The organism is Mesorhizobium sp. M7A.F.Ca.AU.002.02.1.1, from assembly GCF_003998535.1.
GTDB classification, from domain to species: domain Bacteria; phylum Pseudomonadota; class Alphaproteobacteria; order Rhizobiales; family Rhizobiaceae; genus Mesorhizobium; species Mesorhizobium ciceri.
On record NZ_RZPB01000123.1, the window covers coordinates 1 to 11,536 of the forward strand.

Annotated in this window: 8 protein-coding genes and 7 pseudogenes; 9 read left to right on the forward strand and 6 right to left on the reverse strand. The window is 60.7% G+C overall.

Going from position 1 to position 11,536, the window contains the following annotated elements; translation table 11 throughout:
* Both EN879_RS40560 and EN879_RS10585 read left to right on the forward strand, forming a co-directional pair.
* Positions 1–205: pseudogene (locus EN879_RS40560) on the forward strand (hypothetical protein); the annotation flags it as partial.
* Positions 206–1,325: 1,120 nt separating this feature from the next.
* Positions 1,326–1,742, forward strand: a complete 417-nt coding sequence (locus EN879_RS10585) for a hypothetical protein (protein WP_063169404.1) — start codon at positions 1,326–1,328, stop codon at positions 1,740–1,742.
* 238 nt (positions 1,743–1,980) lie between these two features.
* Here EN879_RS10585 and EN879_RS40715 read toward each other — a convergent pair whose 3' ends face one another.
* From EN879_RS40715 to EN879_RS10600, 3 genes and pseudogenes are all read right to left on the reverse strand, one after another.
* The gene (locus tag EN879_RS40715) at positions 1,981–2,472 is read right to left on the reverse strand and encodes a cytochrome c (RefSeq protein ID WP_244514239.1); all 492 of its coding nucleotides are present in this window, start codon (positions 2,470–2,472) and stop codon (positions 1,981–1,983) included.
* A gap of 41 nt (positions 2,473–2,513) precedes the next feature.
* Positions 2,514–2,747 (reverse strand): hypothetical protein, encoded by a 234-nt coding sequence (locus EN879_RS39830; RefSeq protein ID WP_127312611.1) that lies wholly within the window; start codon positions 2,745–2,747, stop codon positions 2,514–2,516.
* 9 nt (positions 2,748–2,756) lie between these two features.
* Positions 2,757–3,036: pseudogene (locus tag EN879_RS10600) on the reverse strand (DUF411 domain-containing protein); the annotation flags it as partial.
* A gap of 801 nt (positions 3,037–3,837) precedes the next feature.
* On the opposite strand from EN879_RS10600, the pseudogene EN879_RS39835 reads away from it, so the two are divergent.
* From EN879_RS39835 to EN879_RS10620, 4 genes and pseudogenes are all read left to right on the forward strand, one after another.
* Positions 3,838–4,042 (forward strand): annotated as a pseudogene (locus EN879_RS39835) (isopenicillin N synthase family oxygenase); the annotation flags it as partial.
* 8 nt (positions 4,043–4,050) lie between these two features.
* A pseudogene (locus tag EN879_RS10610) lies at positions 4,051–4,320 on the forward strand (pyridoxal-phosphate dependent enzyme); the annotation flags it as partial.
* Between the two features lie 278 nt (positions 4,321–4,598).
* A pseudogene (locus EN879_RS10615) lies at positions 4,599–4,762 on the forward strand (thioredoxin domain-containing protein); the annotation flags it as partial.
* Between the two features lie 41 nt (positions 4,763–4,803).
* On the forward strand, positions 4,804–6,258 hold the full coding sequence (locus EN879_RS10620; protein ID WP_063169408.1) for a glutamate synthase subunit beta: 1,455 nt from the start codon (positions 4,804–4,806) through the stop codon (positions 6,256–6,258).
* Positions 6,259–6,327: 69 nt separating this feature from the next.
* On the opposite strand, the pseudogene EN879_RS39840 reads toward EN879_RS10620, so the two are convergent.
* The 3 genes and pseudogenes from EN879_RS39840 to EN879_RS39845 all read right to left on the reverse strand — a co-directional run.
* A pseudogene (locus EN879_RS39840) lies at positions 6,328–6,522 on the reverse strand (DUF459 domain-containing protein); the annotation flags it as partial.
* A 1,181-nt stretch (positions 6,523–7,703) separates the two neighbouring features.
* The gene (locus EN879_RS40720; protein WP_236473435.1) at positions 7,704–8,012 is read right to left on the reverse strand and encodes a helix-turn-helix domain-containing protein; all 309 of its coding nucleotides are present in this window, start codon (positions 8,010–8,012) and stop codon (positions 7,704–7,706) included.
* Positions 8,013–8,074: 62 nt separating this feature from the next.
* A complete protein-coding gene (locus EN879_RS39845) occupies positions 8,075–8,374 on the reverse strand; it encodes a hypothetical protein (RefSeq protein ID WP_224571022.1) in 300 nt (99 codons plus the stop codon).
* Positions 8,375–8,377: 3 nt separating this feature from the next.
* Between EN879_RS39845 and EN879_RS39850 the strand changes: the two genes are divergently transcribed.
* From EN879_RS39850 to EN879_RS10645, 3 genes and pseudogenes are all read left to right on the forward strand, one after another.
* Positions 8,378–8,620, forward strand: coding sequence for a hypothetical protein (locus EN879_RS39850; protein WP_224571023.1), 243 nt, complete (start codon positions 8,378–8,380; stop codon positions 8,618–8,620).
* A 1,053-nt stretch (positions 8,621–9,673) separates the two neighbouring features.
* A pseudogene (locus EN879_RS10640) lies at positions 9,674–9,895 on the forward strand (insulinase family protein); the annotation flags it as partial.
* A gap of 57 nt (positions 9,896–9,952) precedes the next feature.
* The gene (locus EN879_RS10645) at positions 9,953–11,011 is read left to right on the forward strand and encodes a class I SAM-dependent methyltransferase (protein WP_024504268.1); all 1,059 of its coding nucleotides are present in this window, start codon (positions 9,953–9,955) and stop codon (positions 11,009–11,011) included.
* The last annotated feature ends 525 nt before the right edge of the window (positions 11,012–11,536 follow it).

The following is an 11,536-nucleotide window of genomic DNA, read 5'->3' on the forward strand; positions in this document are numbered from 1 at the left end:
ATGGTTGACCACGCTTTTCAAAGATCGTGAACTACATCTCCTCGTTGTGCTCGACGCACTCCGGACAAGTAACCTCATGGGCGCGGCATGCAGGATTAACCGAGCCCAGCCGGTCATGAGTGCGGCCTTGCCGGGTCGGGCGATAGGCAGTCATGCCCTGCCCTTCCTGCGGGTCAAGCACTCCGAAAAAACATTTCCCCCATAAATGCTAGATCTTCCGTTGCCTTTTCGCGTCACAGGCCGTCAAACGCCCGGCCGTTCACAACAGTGATCCGGCAAGTGTTTGGCTGCGCGAGACGATGCTGCAGGGAGTCGTCCTGCATGGCACTTCGCTATGATGCTGCGGTGCCGTCTAACGGCGCCTCGTGCTTGAACGCACTGAACGGCCACCGCGATCAAAATCGATGGTTCGAGGACCGTTGATCATCACCCCGCCAGCCTCGATCTTGTTTGCCGCCACGAGAGCGACACAGAGACTGCTGGTGAAGATGCCCGCCTGCCCGCTATGTTCCGGATGGTTGACCATCCCGGATGGACCCATCGAGGGTGTCAAGGCGAGCATGAGCACAGGCGCGAACAGTTCACGGGCAGGCGCGACGGTGGCCGCAAAGCAACGTCGCGCCAGCATGCGATCTCAGCAGGATCGGCACCATCCTGTCAGGGAGCAATGCGAGTGGCTGGCTTAGCCGCTGCGACGCTGCCCGGCATCGCGTTCAATTGATCTGGCGCCTTAAATGCAGGAAGGCTTCGCGGCCGGTACGAGGCGCATCCCTCCTCCGAAGCAGCACGCCCAAGTATCATCACAAGCCCCGAGCGCCCGCGTTCGGCGATGTCCAATTTCCGACAATGTCGGAATACAGTCAGATCTGCTGGATTGACTTTAAATGGTTTTCTCATTTGGCACAGCGCATGCTGGTTATCCGGAAACACGTGACCGACCAACAAGAAGTCGCATGACACAACCGAAGCCATCCATGTCTGACGGGCTGCCCAGGATACCTACTGCGACCGCGCTTGCCCGGTGACGACCGCTCCGGCTCCGCCCGTTACCGACGAGGCAAAGTGACGGATTTCCTGCGTTTCAACGACATGGAGGTGGTTGTCATTCCCGCTGGGGGACAGACTCGGCCTGTTCAAGGCATTGCGCGAAGGCGGCAAGATGACGGCCACCCGTGCGCGAACTCAAGGAGCGCAGCCTGTATCGTGTATCAGGCAAATAGGCCGTCGGTCAGTGACCTTGACACAGGGGACATGCGCAAGGTCCTGAAGTTTGATGCAGCGATAGAAGGGTGCCAATGACAACAATAGCTTACAGGAACGGAACCATGGCTGGCGACGGCCGAGCCTTGGGTTTTGACTCAGTATCCGTCGGTGAGAAAACGAAGGTGTTTCGCTTATGCGACGGCACACTCATCGGCGTTTCCTCTTCGTCCTTGGGTATTCCAAAGGCCGTTCGAGACTGGGTTGAGAAGGGCATGGATGTTTCTGATATTCCTGTGCCGCGCAACGACGACAATTTTGAATTTGAGGCGCTGATAGTGCGCAAAAATGGGGAAGCCGTATTGTTGGACGGCAATTGGCTGCCAAGTGATCCCGTGAAAGGTGAATATTATGCCATCGGGAGCGGCAAGCAGTATGCTTTGGCCGCGCTGGTTTTGGGCAAGTCAGCTAAGGAAAGCGTCGAAGTTGCCGCGAAACTCGACGTTTGGACTGGTGGCACAGTCACTGCCATAACTCACTAAACCCGCCTTTCGGCGGGAGTGTGACAGTGCGAGCGTGGAAGTAGGGCGCCACCCCGGGGCACGTCGAGCCCTGTCATGTGAGCTGGTCCATAAGCGCGCGAAAGCGTCCAGTTGTGGCCAAAAGCACGATTTGCGACAGAACCGGCCCGCTTCTATGAGTATGGGCCGCTTTTTGCGGCCAGCGTGCTTGCCATCCTGCCGCCAGTGGCCGTCGCCTTCTTCTTCCAAGGTTACCTCGTCATGAAGTAGAGCACCACGATCTTGTCGGAGAGATCGGAAGGCGGACGGCCCTTCCGTCCGCGTCGGCCAGTTCGAAAGGCGGCGCGGCCTGCTCGTCGATCGCCTGGAAGAACCTCTCCGCGCTGTCCCTCATCTTGTCGAGATCGGCGCCCGGATGGTGGGCCAGCGCGGAGGTCCCGAGGATCAGCGCCAGAAATTGAATCGCAAGCGACGGTTTCGCTTTCATGGACAATGCATTCCGGTTGGGGGCGTTCGAGGGCTCCGCGGCTAGGATTGGTCTCACTGTGTCTGCTCCCGCTCCCGGCGGCTCATCTGCCTGATAGGCGCGTTCCCGCTCGGGCCATGTGCTTTTGATGAAGGCCAGAACGGCCCGGATCTCCTCGTCGGTGAGGACATTCCCGAAGCCCGGCATGTCGCTCTGGTAGCCGCCGCCGACGACCGCGGCCGGTCCCGGCGCCGGCATGCGTCCCGAAGGCAGCGGGCTTTCCAATCGCGCTGACCTTCGCCTGGCTAAAACCGTCTTGCCTAGCGCTATCGCCGCGGCCGGGGCGCGGCCATCCGGTTGGCGAGCCAAGGCAATGTCCAGACCAATCCGAGGCCTGCCGCGGCCACGCATCGATAAGAGGACCGACGCCCTTCTCCTTTGCCGCCGCTGGAGAACAGGTATTTGATCAGCGCGGCCGTCCCGAGGACGAGCACGACGACGACAAGCAGCCACACCAGGCCCGTGCCGAACATCATCATGCCGCTCATGCATTCCATCATCGAAGCCTCCTATTCCGTGGCGTAGATGCCGCCGGTCGCGTCAGACTTTCGGATTTCGAGAATCTCGAAGGGCGCTTCCTTCGTGCCACTCATGCCGGGGGAGCCCATCGGCATGCCGGGCAGCGTCATGCCCTTTGATGTCGGGCCGCTCGGTCAAGAGCTTGTTGACCGTGCCGACCGGCACATGGCCGCTCACCACATAGCCGTCGATGAACGAGAGAAGGCAGCCATCGGCTTCCGGCGGAATGCCCTCTTCGCGGCTCATGGCGAAAAGGTCGTGAGTCGGCCTTGACGGTGATTCCTGGAAGGCCGATTCCAAGGCGAGCTGGCTTGAAGGCCGCGGTCCGGATGGTCGACTAGGCAGCTTGGTTCCACGATCGCAATGCTTGATCGCTTCATTGCAGGCCATGGGCTCTCGCCCCCTCCTTTTGCCACACGAGGCGCCAGCTCACGTGTTGTTGTTGGCGTGCGCCCCGGCAACCGCTTTCACCAGCCGCTCCAGCGATCCCGCGCGCTCCAGCTCCGCAAAGAATGATGCGGCGTGACGCTACCCAGCCGGTGCTTCTCGGCCTTCCAATTAAACTGTCTCGACGAAAGAGCCGTCTCCGTTGCTCCGGTCTCGGTGTTGAGTTCTCTAAGGCTGCGCCACACCTTGGTCCCCACGCCGGCAAATGATCTCACTATGCAGCCCGTGCTCGCACGCTCTCAAACTAATTACCGCTGCTGCAACACGCCGCCTGGCGGCCTGCACCGAAAAGCCGACAGGGGTGCATCTGAATAGCCGTGAACCCAGGTCTCAAAGACCATCCGGCGCGACGAGCGGACGCACCGCACGTGTGACACCCGCCTTGTGGGGCAGGGTTGCCTTTCTCAATCCCGGCGTTGGTCGGCGTCCCAATGAGCAGCAAGCTATTATCGGCCGCCGAATCTTAGTGGCTTCGTCGAGAGCCTCAATCAACCAAGCGGCGAAAGCCCCGCTAGAGTCTCCGCCCGCCTGTCGCTATGAAGCAGTTGCAGCCAGCGCTGCTTCAGGCGCATGAACTCGCCCGATGCAATGATTTCCGTCGCCCTGGGTCTTTCGAAGGGCACTGTTTCTATTCCCTTCTTCTTCGGCGCGCGGCTTGATGCCGACATACGGTTTCTTGACCTGCCGCCTGAACTGGCTGCCGAAGCGGGTGCCCCGCCAGCGACCCCGACAATCCCCTGTTCCGCAACTGCTGAAGAGCCGACTGCGCTCGCATCCCGATATTGCGCAACGGCACTATGCCGACATTCTGGAGACCGCAGCCGCATGAGCCTCGAGATGTTCCGCCGACCGTCGACAAAGGCGTCCTCTCGCCTGCGTCCGCCATTTGTCAGTGCTCGATCTGATTGGGGAGACGCCGGTCGTCGAACTGAAGAGATTCGATACCGGCAGGTGTCGTCGCTTCGTCAAGATCGAAAGCCAGAATCCCGGCGGATCGATCAAGGATCGCATTGCGTTGTCGATGATCGTTAATGCCGAACAGCGTGGCACGCGCGGGGCGGTACAATCATCGAAGCGACCGCTGGCAACACAGGGCTCGGCCTGGCCATCTGGCGGCACGAAGCGCGTGATCGCGTGTCCAAAAGCTGACAGCGTCAGACAAATGTCAGGTTCATTACAACCAACATCTGGGCACTGACGAGGTTTTTCGAAGCAATGGGCGCTAACTGCGCGCTGAGCGCGTTGGCATGGCTTTTGAGACTGAGTGACTGTGACTGCACTCAATGGGGCAAGACGAGCGATGCGCTCCTCCCTGAACCCGTGTGCCGTCTCTGAGAGGAAACCAGCTCGTGCAGAAACCTTTGGAAATAGCTTTGGACCGCAACGTGGTATTGCAGATGGAGTCCCCGGCTCCTTCGATTAGAGTCGAGAACTGGCTGCATGGCGAGCCCCTCACGAGCTTTGAGCCCGGCAAGTGTACATAGTCGAATTTTGGGCAACTTGGTGCGGCCCATGTGTGGACGGGATGCCCCATCTGATCCAGCTGCAGGGCGTCGCCAGGCGCACCATCTGGACAGCAGGAACTGGACTATGGGCAAGGTAACAGGCTTTCTCGAAATCGACCGGCAGGTGCACAAGTACCAGCCGGCCTCCGACCGCATCCGGCATTTCCGCGAATTCACGCTGCCGATGTCCGACAAAGAGGTCGAGAAACAGGCCGCGCGCTGCATGGATTGCGGCATTCCGTTCTGCCATGGGCCGACGGGCTGCCCGATCCACAACCAGATCCCGGACTGGAACGACCTCGTCTACAATGGCGACTGGGACAATGCGATCCGCAACCTGCATTCGACCAACAATTTCCCGGAGTTCACCGGCCGCATCTGCCCCGCACCTTGCGAGGAAGCCTGCACGCTGAACCTCGAGGACATCCCCGTCGCCATCAAGACGGTCGAGCAGGCGATCGCCGACAAGGCTTACGAGACCGGCCATATCAGGCCCTATCCGCCGGAGAAGAAGACCGGCAAGCGCGTCGCCGTCATCGGCTCCGGCCCGGCCGGCATGTCGGCTGCCCAGCAGCTCGGCCGCGCCGGCCACGACGTCCATGTCTATGAGCGCGAGAGCCGGCCCGGCGGGTTGATGCGTTACGGCATTCCCGACTTCAAGATCGAGAAGCACTATATCGACCGGCGCATCGAGCAGATGCAGGGCGAGGGCGTCACCTTCCATTGCGGCGTCAATGTCGGCGTCGACAAGCCGGTTGCCGAGCTGCTCGCCGAACATGACGCCGTGCTTTATTGCGGCGGTTCCGAAACGCCGCGCGCGGCCGGCATTCCCGGCGACGATCTCGGCGGCGTGCATGACGCGATGCCCTATCTGGTGCAGCAGAACAGGCGTGTCGGCGGCGAACCGATCCAGTCGGTGGCGTGGCCGTCGCATCCGATCCTCGCCGGCGGCCAGCATGTCGTCGTCGTCGGCGGCGGCGACACTGCCTCCGACTGCGTCGGCACCGCCTTCCGCCAGGGCGCGGTGCGCGTCACCCAGCTCGACATCCGGCCGCAGCCGCCGGAAAAGGAAGACAAGCTGTCGGTCTGGCCATACTGGGCGACCAAGATGCGCACGTCATCCTCGCAGGCCGAAGGCGCCGAGCGCGAATTCCAGGTGGCGACGCTTGAATTCATCGGCGAAAACGGCCAGCTGACCGGGGTCAAATGCTGCGAAGTCGACGAAAAGCGCAAGCCGATCGCCGGCACCGAATTCGTCATCCGCGCCGATCTCGCGTTCATCGCCATCGGCTTTGCCGGGCCAGCCGCTCGCGGGCCGGTGTCGGAACTGGCCGGCCAGATGAAGATCGCCATTGACAGCCGCCGCTCGAAGAATGTCGAGGCCAATGACCGGGACTACAGGACCAGCGTCGAAAAGCTCTATGCGGCGGGCGACGTGCGGCGCGGCCAGTCGCTGGTCGTCTGGGCGATCCGCGAGGGCCGCCAGGCGGCGCGCGCCATCGATGAGGCGCTGATGGGATCGAGCGTGCTGCCGCGCTGAGTCCGTCTCGAGACCCTACTTGTGCGGCCACCTGAAGGCGCTTTCCGCCCTTCCGCTGCCCCGGGCAGCTTACGGACTGATCGCCGTGGTCGTTTCGGTTGTGGCCCCGGCCGCAGGCTGCCGCCTTGGCGGCCAAGAAAAATCGTCGGCGCGGCCGGGCGCAGCAGCGGGCGCCTTGCCCTCGACGACGAATTTTTCACCGGGCCCGTCCGGCTTGGCCGGCGCTGCGGCACCGAGAAGTTCCGAACCGCCGTCGAGTGCCGGTGATTGCGAGTCGGCGTCGGTAGCCGGGTCGGCGGCCTCAGTCTTTTCCTTCGAGGGTGGACTACGTTACTGGCCAGTACCGGCAACGCATCGAAGGAACTTTACAATCATAAAGGTACGTCACTGGTCTCGCGGCTCACCTATGACGATCTAGACGCGCATTCGAGTCCACAATCCGACTGGCATTTTCGTAAAGGCCTCCTCGGTGCGGGCGGCATCAGGGAGGATTTTCTCATGACGAGGACTTCTTACGGAAATGGGGGGCTACTCAAACACATTCAGTGATCAGCGCGGGGGCGGCGTCAGCTATTTCACCGCCGATCTTGGATATAATTTCTTGAACTCACCGCGCTACCGCATCGGTGCTTTTGTTGGCAACAATTTCTGGCACGAGAGCTACGATGCTTTCGGTTGCACGCAGCAGGCGACCAACTGGGGAACCTGTGTGCCAACCGTCCCACCTACGTCAACCTCTCAGCCAGGACAACGATTGGCATTCGCTGCGACTCGGCTTGGCCGGGCAGACGCAACTCACCGAGCGACTCAGCCTTTCTGGTGACGTGGCGTTCCTCTTCACGCGGCTCGACGGCAAAGAGCAGCACCACATGCGCCCAAGATCAAGCTAATTCCCGAAGACGGCGATGGGCATGGCGTCCAGCTCGAGGCGGTGTTGCGGCCGTGGCGAATAACGGCACCGCTCATTTCGAAGAGGCAATGGGCGGTCGTGGTTCCCCGCAGGCCGACGATTGGAAGGCAAAGCGCTACGGCGTTTTCGTGCAGGCTAGCATCAAGTTCAACTGAGAGAGCAAGAACCGAGGAGAGCGGCGATGCCACTCCAGCTCATTACGATCATTGGATCAACAGAAGGAAGTTTTCCGAAGAGTTTTGCAAGCGTGCGCAAAGTCGCCAGACAAAGTTCTCTCGGTCCATAGTGTACGTGCCGTCACGCCCGTTCTCGACATGGTTGAATGATACGTCCCGCGCGATCGATCAAAGTCGTTTTTCATTGGTTTTCCGGAAATCGCGGGGAGCACAGCGTGCTGTGACCCTCGCCTGCTGGTTTTCTGTCAACGCGCAGATGAGGGAGAATGAGCGTACAGCAAAAATCATCAGTGCTGTCGCTTTCGCCAAAGCCCGCCGCAGCTAAACGGGGTCCCACGCCCGGTAGCGCCCCCTGCCGGTCACCTCACGGATGCCGAGTTCGGCACCAGCCCGAGCGCAGCGCGCTGGCTAATTTTCAGCTCGGCCGCGACCAGACCTGCCGACACCAGCGGCCGCGCCAGCACCAGCTCGATCAGCGCCGGCAGGCTCGAGTTTTTGCGCCGGTTCCTGAGCCGGCGCTCCATCTGGCTTTTGGCCAGCGCCTGGATGATTGCAAGGCTGAAACAGTCGATGGAACGCCCCTCCAGCGAAGCCGAACCGGACGAGGCGCGCGCGCCAGGTCCTTCGGCTGCCATCGGCACGCTGGGTTTAAGTGCTTGGGGTGACACGGCGTGATCTCCGCCGTTGGCGGGAACAGGGCAGTGCAATAGTACTGCCCTGTTCCTTTTGATCAGAGGCCAGTGCGGATTTCTTCGGCAAGCGCCCTCAACGTCGTCTCGACGTCATCGCCGTTTACCATCTTCTGCATCGCCACGGCCCATGCGTTCATGGCTTCGCCGAAGCCGACACGCGGTGTGAAAGCCAGCGCGGCTTGGTCCTGTATCTTTTTGAAGCTGTCAACGAAGTTGTTGAACTCGGGCTGCGAAGCGTACTTAGTCCAGGTGTCGTCTGCCAGGTCGACGTGCGCGGCGGATTGACGAGCTGGCCAGCAAGGGCACCCTTGAGCGCCACCTGCTTGGAGGTGGCCCACGGGATGAACAGCCAGGCCGTGCCCTTCTTTTCGGAAGCCGCGTTCATGGCGAGAGCCCAGATCCAGATGTCAGACTCCAAGCTCGTGGCGCTCGGTGCGTGCAGCGGCGGAGCGAAGGCGATCTTGCCGGATGCCGGCTTCCCCGCAACATCGTTCCAGAAGCCGAACATATTTGAGTCGATCGTCATCGCGCTGCGGCCGGACGCGAAGGAAGGAGCCGCGCACTTCTTGATCATGTCCACGTAATGTAGTCGTATCCAGCATCGGTAAGCTTCCAATCGCTCAGGTATTTGTCCAGCGGCTCCAGGGCGCCACTCGGAGCGAGGTCCTACGCGGGCTGAATGCCAGTGCCGAACACATCCCATGCTGGCGACTTCGTCGTCAGTTGGATCGTCATCTTGTTCCAGTAAGAATCGTCTGGGTAGAGTTCCGGCGTGACCTTGATGCCGGGTCAGCTTCTCGAACTCCGGAAATTGCGCAGCGAGAGCATCCGCATAGGGGTGGATGTCGTAGGCCCAAGTTATGCTGGTCCCTTCGAATTGACGCCAGTTCACGGTGTCGGCAGCGGCCGAATTAGTGAGCGATGCCGAGACGGCAAAAAACGCCAAGTCAAAAGCAAGCTGTTTGCGAAGCGACGCGCACCTGTAACGAGTACGGGGAATGAGCGACCCATGTAATCCTCCCTGGGGCATTTTGCCAATTTTTGGGTCCACTCCTCCATCCCGAGTTCGCTCATAGCCACAATAAGCGGTTTCCAACGAGCTCGCTCTGAATGCACCAGGCCAACTGGGTAAAAACGGGTAACCGGCACTAAAAGGCGTTGTAGTATCGCCACCAGAAATACTGCTCCGTGGTGCTGGCCTTTGCCTGGGGGCGCAACACGGCAACTACCCGCTCAAAACGGTTGGTCCTCTACCTCTTATTCACCGTCGCTTTCCTCGCGGCCTAACCCGGCCGGAATATCCGTTGCCAGAAAAAGGCCTCGCGGCCGGTTCGAGGCTCATCCCTCCTCCGAAGCAGCACGCTCAAGTATCGTCACAAGCCCCGAGCGCTTCGCGTTCGGCGATGTCCAAATTCCGACAATGTCGGATACAGTCAGATCTACTGGATTGCGTTTGAATGGTTTTCTCATTTGGCACAGTACATGCGGGTCATCCGCAAAACACGTGACCGACCAACAAGAGTTCGCATGATCACCTTACCACAACATACAGCCGCCGCGGAACAATCACTTGGCCCCTGATCGCCCACCCCGGCACCACAACCGGAGTCATCGATGTTCTGACAGGCTGCCCAAGGATACCTGCTGCAACAGGGCTTGCCCTGGTGACGACCACTCCGGCTCCGCCGGTTACCGACGAGGGCAAAGTGACGGATTTCCTGCTTTTCAACGGCATGGAGGTGGCTGTCATTCCCGACCACCGCGCCGGTCGTCACCCATATGGTCTGGTGCAGGATCGGCAGCGCGGAATGAGCCGCCGGGGATATCTGCATGTCTTCGAGCATCTGATGCTCAAGGCGCCTCATGACGAGCACGGCTCCGTCGCCTGGAGAGATTGAACCCAAAGGGAGATTCAGATGTCTGAAGCGAATCAGGAAAAGTTGGACGCATTCTTGGGGAAAATGGTCGGCGATCTCGGTGCGATCGCAACGGGCGCGGGAGTCCTGCTGGGGGACAGACTCGGCCTGTTCAAGGCATTGCGCGAAGGCGGCAAGATGACGGCCGCCGAACTTTCGACACGCACCGGCACCCAGGAACGCCTCGTAAGGGAATGGCTTTCCGGGCAGGCGGCGGCGGGTTACGTCGACTACGATGAAGCGAGCGACAAATTCTATCTCAACGCCGAGCAAGAGCTGGTGTTCGCTGATGAAGACAGCCCGGCCTTCATGGCAGGCGCATTCGAGTTCCTGTCCGCGCTGTGGCTCGATGAAGAAAAGGTGAGGCAGGCATTCCAGTCCGGCAAGGGCGTCGGGTGGCACGATCATAGCGCGTGTCTGTTTCGCGGTACGGAACGGTTCTTCCGTCCAGGCTACAATGCCAATCTGATCGACTCCTGGCTGCCGGCCTTGGAGGGCGTCGTCGAGAAGCTCGAACGCGGCGTGGACGTCGCGGATGTTGGATGCGGTCATGGTGCATCGACCGTGCTCATGGCACAGGCCTTCCCCAATTCGCGCTTCGTCGGCTTCGACTATCATGCCCCTTCGATTGAGCGCGCCCGCAAGGCGGCCGAGGTAGCCGGCGTCGGCGTTAACACGCGGTTCGACGTGGCGGCCGCCAAGAGCTATCCCGGAACCTATGACCTCGTCACATTCTTCGATTGCCTTCACGACATGGGCGACCCGACGGGCGCCGCCACCCATGTCCACGGATCGCTCAAGCCGGACGGCACGTGGATGATCGTCGAGCCGTTCGCGCATGATCATCTGGCGGCGAACCTCAATCCCGTCGGCCGCGTTTACTATGCCGCTTCCACTTTCGTGTGCACGCCCGCATCCGTGTCGCAGGAAGTCGGGCTCGCGCTTGGAGCCCAGGCCGGTGAGGCGAGGCTGCGCAAGGTTGTGACCGGCGGCGGCTTCAAGCGATTGCGTCGCGCCGCGGAGACACCGTTCAACATGGTGCTGGAGGCCCGCCCTTAGCGTGGCCGTCGCCAGAAATTGCAGCTCATCGCATTTGATGAAGATCACCGCCAAAAATCCGGACGCATCGGGCACATTTTCAAGGCGTCTGGGTTCACGCAGAGGTCGCTGCCGAGTTGTGTGCCAAGAGTCCCATACGTTGCGGCTCAGAAAGGACCCCACGCACGGCGACGAACATGCCCATAGCGATGGCCGCTATAATCACATATGTCCACCATGGCGCGTTCACAAAGCTGGTAAGCCACGTCGCACCGAACGCGCTTACGACAAAAACGAGAGCCTCGATAAAAAGACTGAGCCTGTACACATTCAGTCGTCTCATCCTCATACCACCCATCCAAAGACTGAGCTTGTTGCGCTACTGCGACAGAGCCTAACATATTGGAGAGTGCTCACTAGTCGACCGTGAACAATCCGAGCCCTAAGCGGCGACCGGCTTCGGCCGGATTTGAAGCAGGGCAATCAAGAGCGACAAAAACCCCTTCAGCCACCTGAGCAGGAGGGAGAAGTTGTAGCCGGCGGCGG